16 protein-coding genes are annotated in these 20,399 nt (G+C 69.5%); 12 read left to right on the top strand and 4 right to left on the bottom strand.

Annotated elements, in window-relative coordinates; all coding sequences use genetic code 11:
* Window positions 1-34 precede the first annotated feature (34 nt).
* Window positions 35-730, top strand: a complete 696-nt coding sequence (locus tag ACFQ91_RS02330; protein ID WP_198499717.1) for an alpha/beta hydrolase — start codon at window positions 35-37, stop codon at window positions 728-730.
* Window positions 731-925: 195 nt separating this feature from the next.
* On the opposite strand, the gene argG is transcribed toward ACFQ91_RS02330, so the two are convergent.
* Both argG and ACFQ91_RS02320 read right to left on the bottom strand, forming a co-directional pair.
* Window positions 926-2,347, bottom strand: a complete 1,422-nt coding sequence (argG, locus tag ACFQ91_RS02325; RefSeq protein ID WP_198499716.1) for an argininosuccinate synthase — start codon at window positions 2,345-2,347, stop codon at window positions 926-928.
* An 803-nt stretch (window positions 2,348-3,150) separates the two neighbouring features.
* The gene (locus ACFQ91_RS02320; RefSeq protein WP_232623716.1) at window positions 3,151-4,704 is read right to left on the bottom strand and encodes an APC family permease; all 1,554 of its coding nucleotides are present in this window, start codon (window positions 4,702-4,704) and stop codon (window positions 3,151-3,153) included.
* Window positions 4,705-4,967: 263 nt separating this feature from the next.
* Here ACFQ91_RS02320 and ACFQ91_RS02315 point away from each other — a divergent pair, with 263 nt between their 5' ends.
* From ACFQ91_RS02315 to ACFQ91_RS02285, 7 genes are all read left to right on the top strand, one after another.
* Complete coding sequence (locus ACFQ91_RS02315) at window positions 4,968-6,323, top strand: CPBP family intramembrane glutamic endopeptidase (protein ID WP_232623715.1); 1,356 nt, start codon at window positions 4,968-4,970, stop codon at window positions 6,321-6,323.
* Window positions 6,324-6,409: 86 nt separating this feature from the next.
* Complete coding sequence (locus tag ACFQ91_RS02310; protein WP_198499715.1) at window positions 6,410-6,907, top strand: DoxX family protein; 498 nt, start codon at window positions 6,410-6,412, stop codon at window positions 6,905-6,907.
* Window positions 6,904-7,551: a GrpB family protein gene (locus tag ACFQ91_RS02305; RefSeq protein WP_232623714.1), complete on the top strand. Its 648-nt coding sequence runs from the start codon at window positions 6,904-6,906 to the stop codon at window positions 7,549-7,551. Before ACFQ91_RS02310 ends, ACFQ91_RS02305 begins: the two co-directional genes overlap by 4 nt.
* 113 nt (window positions 7,552-7,664) lie before the next feature.
* Window positions 7,665-8,231, top strand: a complete 567-nt coding sequence (locus ACFQ91_RS02300; RefSeq protein WP_198499714.1) for an isochorismatase family protein — start codon at window positions 7,665-7,667, stop codon at window positions 8,229-8,231.
* A gap of 96 nt (window positions 8,232-8,327) precedes the next feature.
* On the top strand, window positions 8,328-10,601 hold the full coding sequence (locus ACFQ91_RS02295; protein ID WP_198499713.1) for an MMPL family transporter: 2,274 nt from the start codon (window positions 8,328-8,330) through the stop codon (window positions 10,599-10,601).
* 34 nt (window positions 10,602-10,635) lie between these two features.
* The gene (locus ACFQ91_RS02290; protein ID WP_232623713.1) at window positions 10,636-11,832 is read left to right on the top strand and encodes a sensor histidine kinase; all 1,197 of its coding nucleotides are present in this window, start codon (window positions 10,636-10,638) and stop codon (window positions 11,830-11,832) included.
* Window positions 11,829-12,449: a response regulator transcription factor gene (locus ACFQ91_RS02285; RefSeq protein ID WP_198499712.1), complete on the top strand. Its 621-nt coding sequence runs from the start codon at window positions 11,829-11,831 to the stop codon at window positions 12,447-12,449. Before ACFQ91_RS02290 ends, ACFQ91_RS02285 begins: the two co-directional genes overlap by 4 nt.
* Before the next feature lie 63 nt (window positions 12,450-12,512).
* Here ACFQ91_RS02285 and ACFQ91_RS02280 read toward each other — a convergent pair whose 3' ends face one another.
* Complete coding sequence (locus ACFQ91_RS02280) at window positions 12,513-13,145, bottom strand: DJ-1/PfpI family protein (protein WP_198499711.1); 633 nt, start codon at window positions 13,143-13,145, stop codon at window positions 12,513-12,515.
* A 64-nt stretch (window positions 13,146-13,209) separates the two neighbouring features.
* On the opposite strand from ACFQ91_RS02280, the gene ACFQ91_RS02275 reads away from it, so the two are divergent.
* Entirely contained in the window at window positions 13,210-14,754 is a 1,545-nt protein-coding gene (locus ACFQ91_RS02275; protein WP_232623712.1) for a PQQ-binding-like beta-propeller repeat protein, read from the top strand.
* 32 nt (window positions 14,755-14,786) lie between these two features.
* On the opposite strand, the gene ACFQ91_RS02270 is transcribed toward ACFQ91_RS02275, so the two are convergent.
* On the bottom strand, window positions 14,787-15,353 hold the full coding sequence (locus ACFQ91_RS02270; RefSeq protein ID WP_198499710.1) for an SRPBCC domain-containing protein: 567 nt from the start codon (window positions 15,351-15,353) through the stop codon (window positions 14,787-14,789).
* Between the two features lie 398 nt (window positions 15,354-15,751).
* Between ACFQ91_RS02270 and ACFQ91_RS02265 the strand changes: the two genes are divergently transcribed.
* The 3 genes from ACFQ91_RS02265 to gap all read left to right on the top strand — a co-directional run bounded on the left by ACFQ91_RS02265 (window position 15,752) and on the right by gap (window position 20,298).
* Window positions 15,752-17,848 (top strand): serine hydrolase, encoded by a 2,097-nt coding sequence (locus tag ACFQ91_RS02265; RefSeq protein WP_198499709.1) that lies wholly within the window; start codon window positions 15,752-15,754, stop codon window positions 17,846-17,848.
* Window positions 17,849-17,926: 78 nt separating this feature from the next.
* Window positions 17,927-18,958, top strand: coding sequence for a GlxA family transcriptional regulator (locus ACFQ91_RS02260; RefSeq protein ID WP_198499708.1), 1,032 nt, complete (start codon window positions 17,927-17,929; stop codon window positions 18,956-18,958).
* A 341-nt stretch (window positions 18,959-19,299) separates the two neighbouring features.
* A complete protein-coding gene (gene gap, locus ACFQ91_RS02255) occupies window positions 19,300-20,298 on the top strand; it encodes a type I glyceraldehyde-3-phosphate dehydrogenase (protein ID WP_198499707.1) in 999 nt (332 codons plus the stop codon).
* Window positions 20,299-20,399: the final 101 nt, after the last annotated feature.

Below are 20,399 nucleotides of genomic sequence, written 5' to 3'. Positions count from 1 at the left end.
ATCAGCAGCGCCTATCCCGAACCGAGGAGTACACATGTCAGAGAAGCCTGCTGTCGTCCTGGTCCACGGATTCTGGGGAGGTGCCGCCCACTGGGCCGATGTCATCGTCGAGCTGAGCAAGATGGGCTACACCGACCTCCACGCGGTCGAGAACCCCCTCACCTCGCTCGGCGACGATGCCGAGCGCACGCGCAAGATGGTCGCCCAGATCGACGGCCCGGTCATCCTCGTCGGCCACTCCTACGGCGGTGCCGTCATCACCGAGATGGGCGACCAGCCGAACGTCCTCGGCCTCGTCTACATCGCGGCGTTCGCCCCCGACGCCGGGGAGAGCCCCGGCGGGATCACCCAGGAGATGCCGCCCGAGGGTGCCGCGAGCATCGCGCCTGATTCCGACGGCTACCTCTGGATCGCCCAGGACAAGTACCACGAGAACTTCTGCCAGGACCTCGGCGACGAGCAGGCCCTCGTCATGGCGGTGACGCAGAAGGCGCCGCTGGGCTCGACGTTCGAGGACATGATCACGGCTCCGGCGTGGAAGGCGAAGCCGACGTGGTACCAGGTCTCGACGCAGGACCGGATGATCGCCCCGGACAACGAGCGCCGGATGGCCGAGCGGATGCAGCCGCAGAAGACGATCGACCTCGACGCCAGTCACGCCTCGCTCGCCTCGCAGCCGAAGGCCGTCGCCGACCTCATCGACGAGGCCGCGACGACGATGATGGCGTGAGGCCGCTCCAGACACCGCTGGCGCCGGGTGATCGGCTGAGGTCGGCGGCCTGCATGCGGGGATCTGCCGCCTGACACGACGCCCCCGAGGGGAATCGAGCTCGAGAATCGTCATGATGTCGAGTCGGATCCGACTCGGGGGCGTCGCTGTGTCAGTGTGGGCGCCCTCGCCCGGTGACCTCAGTCCGTGGTGACCTCAGTCCGTGCCGGCGTCGAACGCGGCGGAGAGACCTGAACGGTCGGTCGCGGCATCGACGTCGACCGGGGAGCTTGCGATCTCCTCGGCGCCTCCGGCTTCGAGCGAGCCGACGAGCTCCGAGGTCGGGCCGGAGACGATGCCCATCGCCGCGTACTGCTCGAGGCGGGCACGGGAGTCGGCGATGTCGAGGTTGCGCATCGTCATCTGCCCGATCCGGTCCTCGGGGCCGAACGCGGCGTCGCCGACGCGCTCCATCGACAGCTTCTCCGGGTGGTAGGACAGGTTGGGGCCCTCGGTGTTGACGATCGTGTAGTCGTCACCGCGGCGCAGGCGCAGGGTGACCTCACCGGTGATCGCCGAGGCGACCCACCGCTGCATGGACTCGCGGAGCATGAGCGACTGCGGGTCGAGCCACCGGCCCTCGTACATCCGGCGGCCGAGACGGCGTCCCTCTTCGTGGTAGAGGGCGATGGTGTCCTCGTTGTGGATCGCGTTGAGCAGGCGCTCGTACGTGATGTGGAGCAGCGCCATGCCCGGGGCTTCGTAGATGCCGCGTGACTTCGCCTCGATGATCCGGTTCTCGATCTGATCGGAGACGCCGAGGCCGTGCCGGCCGCCGATCTCGTTGGCCTTGTAGACCAGGGCGACCGGGTCGTCGAAGACTTCGCCGTTGATCGCCACGGGCCGTCCGGCTTCGAAGCGGACGGAGACCTCTTCGGTCTCGACCTCGACGTCGTCGCGCCAGGCGGCGACGCCCATGATCGGTTCGACGATGTCGAGTCCGTTGTCGAGGAACTCGAGGCTCTTCGCCTCATGCGTCGCGCCCCAGATGTTCGCGTCCGTCGAATATGCCTTCTCCGCGGAGTCGCGGTACGGGTAGCCGTGGGCGACGAGCCATTCGCTCATCTCCTGCCGCCCGCCGAGCTCCTCGACGAACGTCGAGTCGAGCCACGGCTTGTAGATGCGCAGCTTCGGGTTGGCCATGAGGCCGTAGCGGTAGAACCGCTCGATGTCGTTGCCCTTGTAGGTCGAGCCGTCGCCCCAGATGTCGACACCGTCCTCCTTCATGGCGCGCACGAGCATCGTGCCGGTCACGGCCCGCCCCAGCGGCGTCGTGTTGAAGTAGGTCTTCCCGCCCGAGCGGACGTTGAACGCACCGCACTGGAGGGCGACGAAGCCCTCTTCGACGAGGAGGCGCTTGGCGTCGACGAAGCGTGCGATCTCCGCCCCGTACTCCTTCGCCCGCGCGGTCACGCCGTCGAGGTCGGGCTCGTCGTACTGGCCGATGTCCGCGGTGTACGTGCACGGGATCGCGCCCTTGTCGCGCATCCAGGCGACCGCGCACGAGGTGTCCAGGCCACCGGAGAAGGCGATGCCGACGTATTCGCCGACGGGCAGAGTTGAGAGAACTTTCGACATGGTCATCACTGTATCTCTCCGACGCCGTCCGTGTCGAATTGTTATGCAGAGCTATGTATTTTTATGTGCCAGCGCCGAGGCGGCCCGCCGTTCCGCTGCCCGTGGCCTGCCGTTTCGCCCCACAGGGCGGTCGGGGCGGGGCGCCGTGCAACCCGACGCCGTGCCGTGCGACACCCGTCCGATCGGTGCTGGTGGGCGCGACACACCCCTCGTGTCGGCCAAAAGTACTCTCGCCGGCGTCTAGTTGTGGGGCAATTTCACTTTTGGCCCGCGATGTCGCTGGTTGTTCGTCTTCTTGCCCGCGGAAGTACGTTTCGCACACACCCGTACTTTTCGCCGCCGCGACGGCTTGCGATGCCCCTCCGACTGGTGCACCGCGGGGCGACACGCCCTACGTGTCGGCGAAAAGTAGTTTCGCCGGCGACTAGTTGTGGGGCAATTCGACTTTTGGCCCGCACTGTCGCTGGCGGCTCAACTTCTTGCCCGCGGAAGTTCGTGTCGCCGGCCGTTTGACTTCTTGCCCGCAGGAGTGCGTTTCGCACACACCCGCACTTTTCGCCGCCGAGGTTCCGCGCGGCGCCCTTCCGGCCGGTGCAGCGCGGGCGACACACTCCTCGTGTCGGCGAAAAGTAGTTTCGCCGGCGCCTAGTTGTGGGGCAATTCGACTTTTGGCCCGCATTGACGCTGGCAGCTCGACTTCTCGCCCACGGAAGTGCGTTTCGCACACACCCGTACTTTTCGCCCGCAGAAGTGCGATTCCCACGCACCCGTACTTTTCGCCGCCAAGGCTCGGCGCGGCCGGGTCAGGGGCGCTGGTGGGATCGGATCGCCTCGGCGACGGCGATGGCATCGTCCTGCGGCGCATCGGACTTCCGATCCGGTCGCGCGATGAACAGGTAGAGGAACCCGGCGGCGAGGACGACGACGAGCCCGATGAGGACGATGTAGTCGGAGAAGAACGCGCCCGTATCGCCGGGCATCGCGAGGAGGATCATCGCGAAGACGCCGTACGCGAGGGCGGCGACGTTGACGACGGCGCCCCACGCCCCCAGCGACCACGGCCCGGCCGGCTTCCACCCCTTGGCCCGCTGCCGCAGGGAGGCGAGGACGACCATCTGGAACGCGAGGTAGATGCCGAGGATCGCGAACGAGGTGACGGCGACGAGGATGCCGTCGTTGAACCAGATGAGCACGCAGATCAGCGCCGGCGCGGTGCACGCGACGATCAGGGCGTTGCGGGGGACCTTCGTGCCCTCGGTGACCTTCGAGAGCCACCGGTGGCCGGGCATCATCCCGTCGCGGGCGAAGCTGAAGATGAGGCGCGAGGCGGCGGCCTGGAGGCTGAGCACGCAGGAGATGAACGCGAGGATCGCGATGAGGAGGAAGAGCTTCGCGCCGACCGGTCCGAGGCTGCCCTCGAGGATCGAGGGGATCGGGTCGGCGACCTCGCCGGCGACGATCGCGTCGAGGTTCGGGGCGGCGAGGACATAGCCGCCGAAGGAGAAGAGCGCGGAGACCGCCCCGACGATGATCGTCATGATCATCGCCTTGGGGATGCGGCGGGCGGGGTCCGAGACCTCCTCGGCGACGTCGGCGCACGCCTCGAAGCCGTAGAAGAGGAAGAGACCGGCGACGGCAGCACCCATGAAGGCGGCGAGGTAGCTGCCCTCACCGGCGACTCCCATTGCGTCGAAGAACACGGAGAACGGGTGCTTGCGCTCGAAGATGAGGAGGAAGAGGCCGAGCCCGATGACGCCGATGAGCTCGGCGAAGAGGCCGATGCGGGCGATCCGGGCGAGCCATTTCGTGCCGCTGAAGTTGATCGCCAGCGCCAGCACGAGAAGGACGAGAGCGAGGATGAGGGTGACGTTGCGGGTGAGTTCGAGTCCGAAGAGGCTCGCGACGAAGCCCGCCCCGAACTCCGCCACCGAGGTGATCGTCACGATCATCGCGCAGATGTAGACCCATGCGGCCATCCACGCGTACCGCTTGCCCCAGAGCCGACGGGTCCACGGGTAAATGCCGCCGGCGATGGGGAACTGGGAGACGACCTCGCCGAAGACGAGGGCGACGAGGAGCTGACCGGCGGCGACGATGACGATCCACCAGATCGAGGGCGGACCGCCGGCGGCCAGGGCGACGGCGAGCAGCGAGTAGACGCCGACGAGCGGGGAGAGGTACGTGAATCCGAGGGCGAAGTTCGCCCACAGGCTCATCGACCGGTCGAAGGAGTCGCTGTAGCCGAGGACGGAGAGATGGTCGCCATCGGAGAGGTGTCGGCCGGGGCTCGCCGAGGCGGGGGTGCCGGGGCCGTCGGCAGGGCCGGGTTGGGCGGATTGCTGGGGACTATCGGACATGGGGTGCACCTTTGCACGAATCGACGGTGATTCAACCAGCTCATCGTAGCTGACCAGGGACGAAGCCGAACCGGTAGGGCTGACGTGTCGGCCGTGGATTCGAGAGGCGGCTCGGCCGCGGGACGGAGGGGGAGATCATCCGCGCGCGGGAGGCCCGGCGGTCCGGGCGGTCGTACATTGGGGGGACGAGCACGCAGAGTGCCGGAGCGGTGAGCGCCGGCGAGAGTTACACGGCACCGAGAGTGCTGGAGAGAACCGGAGCGGTGAGAACCGGCACCGAGAGCACCGGAGCGGAGGAGATCATGGGTCGAGCGATCGAGCATCACGAGTCATCGACATCCGAGGCCACGACCCCGGGCGAGAACGGGCCCGCGCACGACGACGGACACCCGCACGACCACACCCACCCGCACGACCATGCACACCCGCATGACGACGGGCGCCGGCTCGATGACCGGGGGCGACCGCTCGACGTCGTGCCGCAACGCGTCCCGTGGCCGGCCGTCGGAGTCTTCGTTTTCGTCGCCGGGGTCCTGGCATGGATCGTCTGCCTGCCGCTGTGGGTCTCCGGCAAAGGGCTGAGCGATCCCGTCCTTGTGCAGCTGTGTGCGATGGCGATGATGTTCACGCCGCTCCTCGCCACCATCGCCGCGCTGATCGTCCAACGCCGGCGTCACCCCAAGACCCTGGTTCGCCCGAGCGCCGAACTCAATCCCAACGCCGAACGCCATCCCGCACCCGGCGCACACCCCGAGGCGCCCGCTGGCATGGACCCCGAAGCCACGGACCCCGCCGAAACGGACCCCGAAGCCGCGGACCCCGACACCCTCGCAGCCGGAGTCGGTCGCCTCGCGAGCATCCCGCGCTACCTTGGTCTCTGGCCGCTCTACCCGGTCGGTCGGGTGCTCGGCATGAGCGGTCTCGCCGTGCTCGGCATCTACGCGATCGTCATGGCCGGCTACCTCGTCTCCGCGGCATTCGGCTGGATGGACATCGACCTGCTCGGGCTCTCGGGCTACCGGCTGGCGCAGCAGGCGATCCCGGGGATCAGCACGCTGCCGATCGCCGTGTCCGTGGCCGTCTACCTCCTCATCATCGTCGTCAACACCGGCGCGACCGCACTCTTCGCCTTCGGGGAGGAGGTCGGCTGGCGCGGCTGGCTCATCACGAGTCTCCGCCCGCTCGGCACGTGGCCGGCGCTCGTCATCATCGGCGTCGTGTGGGGGCTGTGGCACGCCCCGCTCATCCTGCTCGGCTACAACTTCGCCCGCCCCGACCTCCTCGGCCTCGGACTCATGGTCGTCGGGTGCGTCATGGTCGGCATCCTGCTCGGCTGGCTGCGGCTGCGCACCGGATCGGTCTGGCCCGCGGTCACCGCCCACGCCGCCCTCAACGCCTCGGCGGGCATGCTCCTCGGTCTCGTCATCGACGCGAACTCACCGACTCCCGACCCGGCGCTCGTCACGACCCTCGGGGTCGCCGGGTGGATCGGCATCGCCGTCATCATCATCGTCCTCCTCGCCACCGGGCAGTTCCGTGAGTCGCGGTTCCCCGGCATCAAGCCGCCTCGCCGGAATGATCCCGTGAAGTCCCAGGTCGCCGAGGTGGTCGACCCCTGACGCTCCCGGGTGCGGTCAGCGTTGAGCGGGGGCCGGGGTTCCTATAGGCTCGGAATCCGATCACCGCTGACGAGAGGGAGAAGCCCATGGCACTTGGATCATCGCTGCTGCGCACCGTGGGACGCATGGCGACCGCACCGATCTTCATCATCGGCGGTTACTCCGCGCTGACGAACCCGGGAGGTCGGGTCGAGATGGCGGCGCCGACGCTCGATAAGATCCGCGAGTACGTCCCCGCCCTGCCCGATGACAACGAACTCCTCGTGCGCATCAACGGCGGCATCCAGCTCGCCGCCGGCACGACGCTGCTGCTCGGCATCAAGCCGCGCCTGTCCGCGCTCGCCCTCGCCGGCTCCCTCATCCCGACGACGATCGCCGGGCACGCCTTCTGGGAGGACGAGGAGCCGCAGGCGACCGCCCAGAAGATGCAGTTCGCGAAGAACCTCGCTGCCCTCGGAGGGCTCCTGCTCATCGCCGGCACCGACGATCCGCACAAGGCGATCGAGAAGGCCGCCGACAAAGCCGGTCGCAAGGGCGAGAAGCGCGGATATCGCGAGGCCAAAGAGGCGCTGAAGCAGAAGTGACCTCAGAGCCGACCAGCTCTGATCCCGCCTTCGTCCCACCCGCTGCGGTCGTCACCTTCAACGACATCGACGACCCGCAGCTGTGGATGAAGCCGAGTCTGCGGACCGACATCGCCGTCGTCGACCACGACGAGGCCTGGGCGGACGACTTCGAGCGTCTGGCGGCGATGATCCGGGAGGCCCTCGGGGAACGGGTGCTCGCGCTTCAGCATGTCGGGTCGACCTCGGTGCCGGGACTCGCCGCCAAACCGGTCATCGACATCGACATCCTCGTCGCCGACCCGAGCGACGAGGACTCCTACCGCCCGGCGCTCACCGCCGTCGGCTACGACCTCGCCGTCCGCGAGCCTGGCTGGTACGAGCACCGGGCCTTCCGCCACGAGGACGCCGACGGCACACCGCGTCTGCCGCACTCGAACCTCCACGTCTTCGGGCCGCACTGCCCGGAGTTCGCCCGGCACCGGATCTTCCGCGACCACCTCACCCGCGATGCCGCCGACCGGCAGCTCTATGCCGAGGCCAAACGCGGTGCCGCCGCCGAGGCGAACGCGGCAGGGGAGACGATGATGGACTACAACGCCCGCAAACAGGCGGTCATCCGCGACATCTACGCCCGAGCGTTCGCCGCCGCCGGCCTCACCTGAGGCTCTCACCCGCGGTCGGCCTCGACTCGAGTCTGCCGGCTCGCACGCCAGACCGTCGAATCGCGTGCGAGCCGACCCCTGGCATTCTCACGCAGAGCGCCTATGCTCGAAGCATGGCGAAGGCACTTCTCATCGTCGACGTGCAGAACGACTTCACCGAGGGCGGAGCGCTCGCCGTGACCGGCGGGGATGCCGTCGCGTCCGGAATCTCCGACTACCTCGGCGAGCATGCCGGCGACTACGACGCCGTCGTCGCCTCCCGGGACTGGCATGACGGCGACGGCGACAACGGCGGCCACTTCGCCTCAACCCCCGACTTCGTCGACTCGTGGCCCGTCCACTGCGTAGCCGGCACCGCGGGTGCCGAGTTCGATCCCCTCCTCGACACGAGCGCGGTCACCCACTCCGTTCGCAAGGGCCAGGGTGTGCCCGCCTATTCCGCCTTCGAGGGGACGACGGAGACCGGGGACAGCCTCGGCGAGCTTCTCACCCGCCTCGCTGTCGCCGAGGTCGACGTCGTCGGCATCGCCACCGATCACTGCGTGCGCGCCACCGTCCTCGACGGTCTCGCCGCGGGACTGCGCGTCCGCGTGCTCGACGATCTCATCGCCGGCGTCGGCGCCGAGTCGAGTGCGGCGGCACTCGCGGAGATGAGGGCCGCCGGGGCGACCATCGACTGAACCGCCGCTCCTCGCTCCCCTCCCCATCGAAAGTTGCAGACGAAGTCTCAACTCTCTTCCGATGTGCCCTGACGGGGAAATTGATGTGCTGAATGCATGAAGAATTCCCTTGCGAACATCGGCACGGCCCTCGTGTCGAAACGCGGCGCGTGGATCGTCCTCGGCGCCGTCCTCGTCCTCGTCACCCTCCTCTTCGGGCTCCTCTCCGGGGCCGGGGAGGACCGCCCCATGGAGTCGGCCCCGCCGGATTCGGAGGCGAGTCAGGTCGCCGACACCCTCGCGAAGTTCCCCGAGGCCGATGAGCAGACCGTCATGGTCGTCGCCTCCCGCACCGACGGGCAGGCCCTGAGCCCAGCCGACGAGTCGGGCCTGACGAACCTGGGCGGCAGCCTCAGCCAGCCGGATGCCGAGGTCAGCGGTCCGGTGACGAGCGACGACGGGGAGGCGGCACTGCTCATGGTGCCGATCACCGTGGGGCTGACGAACTCGGAGACCGCCGACACCGTCGACGCGCTGCGGGAGACGATCGCCGGCGACTCCGGGGCCCAACAGCTCGAGGATGCCGGTGTCTCCCTCCTCGTCACCGGCGGCCCGGCGATCGGGGCGGACATCGCCTCGGCGTTCAACGGGGCCGACTTCACCCTGCTCATCGTCACGGTCGTCATCGTCGCCCTCCTCCTCATCATCACCTACCGCTCACCGATCCTCTGGCTGCTTCCGCTCGTCGTCATCGGCACCGCCGACGGGCTCGCCTCGACGGTGACCGCAGCACTCGGCGATGCCTTCGACCTCCAGTTCGATGCCGGCATCATCAGCGTCCTCGTCTTCGGGGCCGGCGCCAACTACGCCCTCCTCCTCATCTCCCGGTACCGCGAGGAGCTCGCCCTCGTCGCCGACCACCGGGTCGCGCTCGCCGCGGCCTGGCGGCACACCGTCGGCACGATCCTCGCCTCGAACCTCACCGTCGTCCTCTCCCTGGCAAGCCTCGTCGTCGCCGTCATCCCCGGCACCCGCGGGCTCGGCATCACCGCAGCCGCCGGCCTCCTCATCGCCGCTGCCGCCGTGCTCATCGCCCTGCCCCCGGTGCTCGCGATCTGCGGCACACGCGTGTTCTGGCCGTTCGTGCCCACGGTCGACGGCAGTGTCGTCGAGGGGAGCCCCACCTCCACCCCCACCGAGGCGACCGCCACCACCGTGACCACCCCCACCGAGGCGACCGCTGCGGATTCCGCACCCGCCACGGCCCGGTCGACCGCCTCGGCGCGCCCGTCGCTCTGGCGCCGCATCGCCACGTGGGTCGTGCGCCGGCCAGGCCTCCACCTCGGCGTCGGCATCGCGGTGCTCGCGATCATGGCGACCGGACTGCTCGGCACAACAGTGGGTCTCGACCAGGAGGAGAAGTTCCGGGTCCAGTCGGAGTCGGCGCAGGGCCTCACGGTGCTGGGGGAGCACTTCCCGCCCGGGGAGTCCCAGCCGATCTGGGTCGTCGCCGACGCCGACCGCGCCGCCGACGTCGTCGACTCCGTCAGCGCGATCGACGGAGTCGTGCGCGCCGTGCCCGTCGCGGAGACGACGATCGACGGTGAGCCGACGGCGAAGATCATGGTCACCGGCGAATACGCCCCCGACAGCACCGACGGGCTCGACCTCGTCGAGACGATCCGCACCGACGTCCACGCGATCGCCGGAGCCGACGCCGAGGTGGGCGGTGCCGCGGCCATGGAAATCGACGCCCGCGCCGGCAACGCCGAGGACTTCCGCACGATCGTCCCGCTCATCCTTCTCATCAGCGCCGTCATCCTCCTCGGGGTGCTCCGGGCACCGCTCGTCGCCCTCACCCTGCTGGTCGTCAACATCGCCTCGGCCGCCGCGGCGATCGGTCTCGGCGCGGCCTTGAGCCGGGTGATCTTCGGGCAGGCGGCGGTCGACGCACAGGTGCCGATCCTCGCGTTCCTCTTCCTCGTCGCACTCGGGATCGACTACTCGATCTTCCTCTCCCACCGGGCGAAGAAGGAATCCGAGGTCCACGGTGCGCGCCGGGGCATCATCGAGGCCGTCGCCCACACCGGCGGGGTCATCACGAGTGCGGGCATCGTCCTGGCCGGGGTCTTCGCGGCCCTCGGCATGCTGCCGCTCATGGTGCTCGGGCAGCTCGGGCTCATCGTCGGCGTCGGGGTCCTCGTCGACACCGTGCTCGTGCGCACGATCATCGTGCCCGCGATCCTCGGGCTGGCCGGCAGCCGGATCTGGTGGCCGAATCGGAAGATCGCCCGCGCCGAGGCGGTCGCGGACTCCGCGGCCCCCGCGCGGTCAGGCGCGGGCTCGGTCGCGGTCGAGGAGCCGCGGGTCGAGGTCGCCCATGGCCGGTGACGGCTATCCTGACGGGGAGAGGGAAGGGGGCGGTGTGAGCTCACACGGATGGACCGTGCGGACGATGGAGATCGGTCAGCACGCGATCGCCCTCGTCCTCACCGTGATCTCGGCCGTCCGCGCGGCCGTCGTCGGCGCTCCGGTGGCCGCGGTCATCGCCGTCAGCCTCGTCTTCCTCGCGTGGTACGTCCTCGGGGCGGTCCGGGCGGCGCGGGCCGAGACGGTCGTGCTCGCGCGCTGGTGGCTGCTCGTCCTCGCCGCGATCTGGCTCGTCGCGCTCATCGTCTCCGCCGAGTTCATCTGGGTCGCCTTCCTCCTCTGGCTGCTCGCCGGGCACCTCCTCTCGCTGCGCCTCGCGGTGGTCTTCACCGCACTGACCTACCTCGCGACGATCGCCGCGCCACTGCTCCACCACGGCACGGTGGGCACCGCGAGCGTCATCGGCTCCCTCATCGGCGCCGTGTTCGCCCTCGGCCTGTCCCGCGGGTACATCGAGCTGCTGCGGGAGGGGCGGCGCCGGGAGGAGCTCATCCGCTCACTCGAGGCCGCCCACCGCAGCCTCGTCGACCTCCAGGACGAGCTTGCCCTCACCCAGCGTCACGCCGGTGAGCTGCGGGAGCGCACCCGGATCTCGCGCGACGTCCACGACACCGTGGCGCAGGAGATCTCCTCGATCCGGCTCATCGCCCACGCCGAGGCGGAGCGGACGACCGACCCGCACGCGCAGCAGGTGCTGCGGCAGGTCGAGGATCTTGCGGCGGAGGGATCGCGGGACATCCGGCGGATCATCGCCGAGCTCACACCGGCCGAACTCGAGGACGGCGCCCTGCCGGCGGCGCTGCGTCGCCTGCTCACCCGGCTCGAGGAGGAGACCGAGATGACCACCGGACTCGACGTCGACGAGACGATCACCGCGCTGCCCGCCGAGGTGGAGGTGGCGCTGCTGCGCACCGCCCAGTCTGCTCTCGCCAACGTCCGCCAGCACGCGCAGGCGTCGCGGGTCAATGTCAGCCTCGCCGACTCCGAGGGCACGATCCGCATGGACATCGTCGACGACGGGGTCGGGGTCGACGCCGGTGATTCGCGCACCCGAGGCTCGGAGTCGGGGTTCGGGCTCGACTTCATCGCCGCGCGGATGCGCGAACTCGGCGGGGACCTCGTCATCGAGACGAGTCCCGGTGCCGGATTCGCGATCTCGGCGACCGTGCCGCTTAGAGGGGTGGGCCGATGACGATCCGCGTGATCCTCGTCGACGACCATCCGGTCGTGCGCGCCGGCCTGCGCGCGGTCATCGACGCACCCGAGCACATCGAGGTCGTCGGGGAGGCCGGTGACGGCGCCGAGGCGCTCGCCCTCGCCGCGAGCACCGCCCCGGACGTCGTCGTCTGCGACCTGCGGTTGGGAGACGGCATGGACGGGATCGCCGTGACGACGCAGCTGCGGGCCCTGCCGCACCCGCCGGCCGTGCTCATCCTCACGACGTTCGACCATGACGCGGAGATCGTCGCTGCGCTGAGCGCCGGTGCCGCCGGGTACCTCCTCAAGGACATCGAACCGGCGCAGATCACCGTCGCGATCGAGCAGGCGGCCCGAGGGCAGACGTACCTGCCGCCGGAGATCAGTGCGAAGGCGATCGCACAGATGCGCAATCCCGGACCGCAGCTGACCCGGCGCGAACGCGAGGTCGTCAAGCTCCTCGCGACGGGGGCGTCGAACGCGCAGATCGCGCAGGAGCTCTTCGTCACCGAGGCGACCGTGAAGAGCCACCTCGTCAACGTCTTCGCGAAGCTGGGCGTCGACTCGCGGGCGCGGGCGATCCGCGTCGCCGAGGACACGGGGCTCGTCTAGCGCCCTGCGCTGCCGATCCAGCGCCCTCCGCTGCCGTGAGCCAGCGCCCTGTCCTGCCGTGAGCTACTTCCCGAGACCGTAGTGCTCGGCGAAGGGATCCCAGTCCGGGTCGGAATGGACCTCGAGCTCGACGTACCGGGCGGCATCGGCCGCCGCCTCGGCGCCGGAGAGCTGCGCGATGAGGGCGGCGGTCATGTCCATCCCCGCCGCCACTCCCGACGACGTCCAGCGGTCACGGTCCTCGACCCAGCGGGCGTGCGGCACCCAGGTGACGTCGTCGCCCTGCGATGACGCCCACGCGAAGGCCAGCTTGTTCGACGTGGCGCGATACCCGTCGAGGAGACCGGAGGCGGCGAGCACGGCGGACCCGGTGCACACCGAGGTGACCAGCGGTGAGGCGCGAGCCCACGTGGACAGGCGGGCGAGGAACTCGGGGTCGGTGACGAGCCGCCGGGTGCCGTTCCCGCCGGGGACGAGGACGATGTCGGGTGAGGGGGCCGCGGACAGCGACTGAGTGGCGACCACCTCGGCGCCCTGACTGCTGCGGATCGGTCCGACCTCGGGGGCGATGTACGTGATCCGGTACTCCTTGGGCAGCACGCTGAGCAGTTCGACGGGACCGAAGACGTCGAGGAGTTCGAAGCCGTCGAAGAGGAGGATGCCCACGCTGCGCGATGTCGGTGCCTCGGTGCTCATGGGCCCATCGTAGCGGCGAGGGGTGACACGAACGACGAGACTACAGGTGACCTATGATCTGTCCATGACCTCACCGATGCGCCGCCCTGTCCTCGCCCTCGCCGCCGCGGCGCTGCTGCTCGCCGGCTGCACTCCGGGTCAGCCGAGCGCCGATCCCTCGCCGACGCCGACGACCACCCCCGAACTCGCCGAGCCGATCGTGCTCGACTACCCGGCCGCGCTCGTCGTCGATGACGGAGTCGGTCGGGCACTCGTCACCGACTGGAGCGCGCAGAAGCTGCGGGCCATCGATGCGCAGGGCACCGAGCTGTGGAGCATGGACGCGGTCATCGACGACGAACGCGGCGGCGCCGAAGCGTACTCGGCCGGTGACTCCGTCATCGTCCACGACTACACGGGGACGACGGCCTACGCGTGGGCCGACGGCAGCGAGCAGTGGTCGTATGCGATCCCCGGGGACGCCCGGTCCTGCCACCGGCCGGAGTCGTTCGGCTCCCAGACCACGGGAGTCAGCTCCCAACTCGGCGAGGGTGATCTCCTGCTCCTCACCTACCTCGGCGTCGCTGACGAACCCGGGTGCACACCGACGAGCGAGGACGGCAGCGTCGCGGTCATCGCACTCGACCCGGCCACGGGAAAGGAGGCGTGGCCGGCGCTGTCGACGGGACCGCAGGCCAGGATGTTCGGCGGCACCGAGGTCAACATCTCACCCGATCGCTCCGTCGGGTACCTCTCGTTCGCCGACGGGCGGGCATCGGCCAGCGCCGACGGGGAGGACTCGGTGCTCTCACGGATCGACCTGAGCACCGGAGCCAATGCCACGGTGTCCCTGACCGAGGTGCGGAAAGCCGACGACTCCGGCGCGGACCACTACGACGTCTATCCGACGGCCGACCCGGAGGCGCTCATCTACGTCTACGGCGCCGAGGACCCCGACGATCCCTTCAGCTCCATGATCACGCGCGCCGCCGATCTCACGGTATCCACGGGGCTCGAGCCCACCGACGGCACCGTGCTGCAGGTCGGCGACGGTGTCGCTGAGGCGGCGATGGCCGACACGGTCGATCCCGTCTGCGCGGCCGACGTGAAGTTCACCGCCGTTGGTCAGCCGACGTGCGTGGAGACCGAGCTCTTCGCCTCGGCGATCAAGTACCAGGGTTCGGATGGGGGACCGCAGGGGTGGTTCGCCGATGCGCCGGAGACCGCACTCGACGTCATCGGACTGCCCGGCGCACCGCAGTCGGTGCCCGTCGACGCCGGTGAGCGGGCGCTCGTCGTCGTGCCGGGACTCGATACGAGCGTCATGGCCCTCGACGCGGCGACCGGAGAGACTGCGTGGACAGCGGGTGCCCCGGTGACCCGTTCCCCCGCGTCCTCGGCTGCGGAGACCGACGACTCCGGCCCCACGTGGGGCGGTCAGGGCGTGCTTCCCGAGCTCGGTCTCGCCGTCGTCACGGATGCGCAGACGACGAGCTTCTACGATGCGGCGACGGGCACGACGGTGTCCGAGCATCCGGCACCCGAATTCGCGACCCTGACATCCGGTTCGCGATTCGCCCTGGTCAGCGGTGAGCGGTCGACGACGATGTGGGCCGTCGTCGACAGGTAGGAATGCCGCCGAGGTGGTTGAACCGTCGGCGCTCAGCCGTCCCCGCGTTCGAGGAGGCGATCGACGGTCGAGCACAGCGGCCAGAACTGCGACGACGGCAGGGGAGTGCCGGCCAGGGACGCCTCGAAGAAGGAAAGGTGCGCGATCCACCCGGTACGGTAGGAGTCGATGAGATCCCCGAGTCCGGCATGGCGCAGCACGAGCACCGACGGTGCGTCCGCGGCGGGAGGAGCGTCTGTCCGGGGCTCGGCAGCGCGGGCCTCGGCAGCCTGCGGAGCGGGGCCGCGGTCGGTCGGCGGCGCTGCGGCCGTCACGGTGACCGCGACGCGGCTCGTCGGTTCGTCGGGAAACGACCACGTCAGCTCGGCGCTGTGACCGTCGACGGTGAGGACCTCGGAGCGGCAGAGGTAGCTGTCGTCGTGGTCGATGATGATCTCACCGCCGACGCGGCTGTCGAAGGTCAGGGGACGGCCGAGCCATTCGCTCAACGTCTCGACGTTCTGCAGGTGCGCCCACACCGTCTCCGGTGACGCGGGCAGCTCCCAGGCGATGGTGAGGGTGTCGGCTGAGCTGTCGGCGCTGAGTTCTCTGAGAGGCATGTGCGGTGAGCTCCTCACATCGTCGTCGACTTCCTTCTGCCCATGAGACTAGCCGATGCGTGCGCCCGGTGCGGAGCCTCAGCGCCCGCGCTCCCGCTGCGGTTCCATTCGCCGACTGCGCTCCCGCTGCGGTTCGACTCGCCGGTGTGATCGGCCCAGCCGGTCGGGACGTGAATGCGGACGACCGTGACCTGAACGACCATGACTTGAACACCGGATGGCCGATGGTTGTAAGTTGAATAACTGCAGAGTAACCACAGGCTGAGTCCCGCCTGGTGACAGGGGTGCCGGGGCTGAGGCGGGGTGCGGATGAGCGCGTCTGGACACCGGAAAGACTGTTGTCGTCCATGTGCGACAGGTAGGCTCAACCGTGCACAAGACGACTGACGGAGGCAGAGATGGCGGATATGAAGAAGGTGCTCCACAGCCTGACTCATAATCCCGCAACCCGACGCATCGGGGCTCTGTCCGGCAACACCAAGGGGATCGACACGGACAGGGACAGCGCTGCCGAGCGCGCCGACGGAACCGACTCCCCGACAGACTCGCAGCGGTCCCCGCGCACGGGCGACGACCGCCTCGGCGAGGGTCCGGCGGCACCAGGCGAGGGTCCGGCGGCACCCAGCGACGGCACCGGTACCGCATCTTCGGGTCACGGCACCGGCAGCTCCGGGGAAGACCGCGCACCGGACGACACCGGGGATGGCAGCTCCGGGGACGGCCGCACACCGGACGACTCCGGCGCGGACCACGGGGATGCGGGCCCGAATCGGCCGGCGCTGCCGCACGTCGGGGAGCTCACCTCGGCGAGCGAGGACGCGATCGTCGACCCCTCCGAGGCGATCCTCGAGAGCATCGACCTCGACTCCTGGAAGTGGCCGGAGTACTTTGCGTTCGCGCTCACCCGGATGGAGGAGATCTTCCCCAGCGCAGGGATCCCCCGCGGCATCGGACCGGTGCGCGAATACGTCACCCAGGAGCACGACTTCCGGTCGCTGGGCATCGACGCGAAGAAGTGGACGGCGGCCGACGACGAGGGCTGGTCGACCGTCGGCGACGTCCTCGAGGGCACGTACACGGACGCCTGGCTCGTCACCCGCGGCGGTGTCGCCATCGCCGAGGAGTACGCGTGGCCGATGAAGCCGGCCCGCCGCCACATGCTCTTCTCCGTCTCCAAGTCGATCGTCTCGATCGTCGTCGGCGCGCTCGCCGACGCGGGCCTGCTCAGCGTCGACGACCTCGTCACCACCCACATCCCCGCCCTGTCCGAGAGCGGCTACGCCGGTGCCACGGTCCGCGATCTCCTCGACATGCGCTCGGGCGTGAAGTTCTCCGAGGAGTACCTGACGAAGGGCTCGGAGATCCGTGCGCTGTTCGAGGCCGTCGATTTCGCGCCGCGGACGCCCTCCTCGGCGAACGGCATCAAGGCCTTCCTCACCGGACTGACGAAGGAGCGCGAACACGGCTCGTCCTTCGTCTACCGCAGCTGTGAGACCGACGTGCTCGCCTGGGTCTGCGAGAACGTCGTCGGCCGCCCCTTCGCCGTCGTGGCCAGCGAATTCGTATGGTCCCGGGTCGGTGCGGCCCACGCCGCCCAGGTCTGCCAGGACCGCTGGGGCGGGTCGATCGCCGACGGCGCGATCAGCACGACCCTGCGCGACCTCGCACGCTTCGGCGAGATGATCGCCCGCGGCGGGGTCACCGTCGACGGCACGCGCGTGGTCTCGCAGGCCTGGATCGACGACATCTTCTCAGGCGGCCCTGACTCGACTCAGGTCTTCGCGGACTCCGCCTCCGCCCAGTCCTACCCCGGCGGGATGTATCGCAGCCAGTTCTGGGTGCCCTCGGCCAGCCGCGACGTCGTCATCGGCATCGGCATCCACGGCCAGATGCTCTATATTGACCGGGCCACGCAGACCGTGGGCGTCAAGCTCGCCCATGACCCCGAACCGGTCAGCCTCGCCGCCCAGCACGGGACCTTGGCGATGTTCGAGGCGATCACCGAGGCGGTGCCCCTCGACGTCGTCCCGCCGACGCCGACCACGGTGACCGGCCAACCCGTCCACACCCGACCGCTGACCGATGGATTCGGTGCGGCGGTCGGTGGGGCCGCGGTCGGCGCACCGGCCGCGGAGGCGGTTCCCGCAACGACTCCGGCTGGTCCCGCCGGTGCGCCGGGCAGCGCGCCGACCGGCACACCGGCGACCTCGGTTCCGGGTGCCGATCCCGATGCGCCGGGTGGTGGGGCGGCACCGGCCGCCGAGGTCCACGCCGCCGAGGTTCCGCGCCCGGCTGTGCCCGGGACTGCTGAGCAGACTCCGAATCCCGGAACCAGCGGGCCGGCAGGTCCGGCGGCCTCGGGTGCGGGATCGCCTGCCGGCAACGGCGCCGCGGGAACGGCTGCGGGACTGCTCGTCGGCAACGGCAATGCCGTCGGCGGAGGCGTCGGCGTCGCCGCCGTGCCGGGCATCATTCCCGGCGGGTACGCATACTGACAGCCCTCACGGCACAGCGCCGTCCGGTCCCGAGCGAGACCGAACGAAGCCTCCTGCGTGCCTAGACTGGGTGACACGATGACTGCCGACGCCCTCTCTTCTCCTCAGCGCCGCCCCAGTGCGGCCGCGCCTCACCGGATCGCGATCCTCGCCCTCGACGGGGTCTCCGCGATGGACCTCGGCGTGCCCGTGCAGGTCTTCGGCGCCGAGTCGAATACCCCGTCCACGGCGACCGGATCGGCGTCGACGACGACAGGGGAGTGGCCGTACTCGGTGACCGTGTGCGGTGTCGACGACGGCACGGTCACCGGCGCCGATGGGCTGGCCTACGCGATCGATCGGGGACTCGACGCACTCACCGAGGCGGACACGATCCTCATCCCGGGCGCCGCCTCGGTGGTCGACGGGGAACCGTCCGCAGCCGTCGTCGGTGCACTCCTGTCGGCATTCGAACGCGGGGCACGCATCGCGGCGCTCTCGACGGGCACCTTCGTCCTCGCCCGCACCGGACTGCTCTCCGGACGGCGCGCGACGACGCACTGGTCGACGGCGCTGGCGCTCGCCCGCCGGTACCCGACGATCGACGTCGACGAGAACGTCCTCTTCATCGACGAAGGGCAGCTGCTCACCTCGGCGGGGGCCGCCTCGGCGATCGACCTCTGCCTCCACCTCATCCGCCGCGATCACGGAGTCGGGCTGTCCAACCAGGTGGCGAGGCGGCTCGTCGCGGCCGCGTATCGGAGCGCCGGCCAGGCGCAGTACGTGCCGCGCAGCGTTCCGGAACCGCTCGGCGACGTCTTCGCCGACACCCGGCAGTGGGCGCTCCAGCACATCGGAGAGGAGCTCACGCTCGCCCAGCTCGCGGCGAACGCCGGAGTGTCGGTGCGCACGTTCTCCAGGCGGTTCGTCGAGGACACCGGGTACACGCCGATGCAGTGGGTGCTCCGAGCCCGGGTCGACCTCGCCCGCGAGCTGCTGGAGAACAGCGACCTCGGCATCGAGCAGATCGCCGACCAGGTGGGGCTGGGCACCGGGGCGAACCTCCGGATGCACTTCCAGCGGATCCTCTCGATCTCCCCGAACGAATACCGGCACACCTTCTCCGGGTGAGGCGCCGGGTGAGGTGAGTGCCCCCGCGCCGACCGCGCCCGTGCATCGCCCCACGCCGCCTCCCGCGCCCCCGACTTCAGGACGATCTGGACAGAGAATCGGCAGAAAAATCTGTCCATTTCGTCCTGGAGTCGCTCGCGCCGACAGTCGAGCAGCTCCCGCCGTCCGTCGCGCCGGGACAGTTGGCCGTCGCGCCGCGACCACTGGCTGGATTCTTTCAGTATCTGGCAATAAGTCTGGCAAGAACCTTTCGCAGACTGTCGCTCTGGCCACTGTTGGCGCGCGCGAGAAGTCGCCATCATGGTGATGTAACGGTTATCAGACCCTCCCAAGGAGTGACATTGACTCGCATCGCCATCAACGGATTCGGTCGCATCGGTCGCGCCACGCTGCGCGCCCTCAGCGAGCGCAACAGCGAGATCGACGTCGTCGCGATCAACGATCTCGGTGACCTCGAAGAGCTGGCTCGCCTGCTCAAGTTCGACACGACGCTCGGCCGCTTCCCCGGCACCGTCGAGGTCTCCGGCGACAGCATCGTCGTCAACGGGCATTCGATCCGCGTCTTCGCGGAGAAGGATCCGGCCAAGCTGCCGTGGGGCGACCTCGACATCGACATCGTCCTCGAAGCCACCGGCCGGTTCACGAAGGCGGACAAGGCCCGTGCGCACCTCGATGCCGGAGCGAAGAAGGTCCTCGTCAGCGCCCCGTCGAAGGGTGCCGATGTGACGCTGGCCTACGGTGTGAACTCGGAGGCCTACTCGCCCGAGCACACGATCATCTCGAACGCCTCGTGCACGACGAACGCCCTGGCGCCGCTCGCGAAGGTCCTCGACGACCTCGCCGGCATCGAGCACGGCTTCATGACGACGGTCCACGCCTACACCGGTGATCAGGTGCTCCAGGACGGCCCGCACAAGGATCCGCGCCGGGCGCGGGCAGCTGCGGCGAACATCATCCCGACCTCGACGGGTGCGGCGAAGGCGATCGGCCTCGTCCTCCCGCAGCTCGACGGCAAGCTCAGCGGTGACGCGATGCGCGTGCCGGTGCCCGTCGGCTCGATCGTCGAGCTCAACGCCACGGTCTCGAAGGACGTCACGCGCGACGAGGTGCTCGCCGCCTACCGTGCCGCCGCCGACGGTCCGCTCAACGGCATCCTCGACTACGAAGAGGAGCCCGTCGTCTCGAGCGACATCGTCGGTCAGCCGGCGTCGTCGATCTTCGACGCCGAGCTCACCCGCGTCGACAACGGCCGCCACGTCAAGGTCGTCGCGTGGTACGACAACGAGTGGGGCTTCTCCAACCGCGTCGTCGACAACCTCGAGTTCATCGGCCGCAGCTGACTGAGGTCACCAGAGCAGAGTGGGGCGCTCCTCGGAATCGAGGAGCGCCCCACTCTGTCTGTCACTGCCGGTCTTTGCCTGCGAGCCAGCGGCGACCGGAC

Source organism: Brevibacterium sp. NPDC056726 (genome assembly GCF_042790515.1).
In the GTDB taxonomy this organism is placed as follows: domain Bacteria; phylum Actinomycetota; class Actinomycetes; order Actinomycetales; family Brevibacteriaceae; genus Brevibacterium; species Brevibacterium sanguinis.
This window is presented reverse-complemented; position numbering and strand designations above follow the sequence as displayed.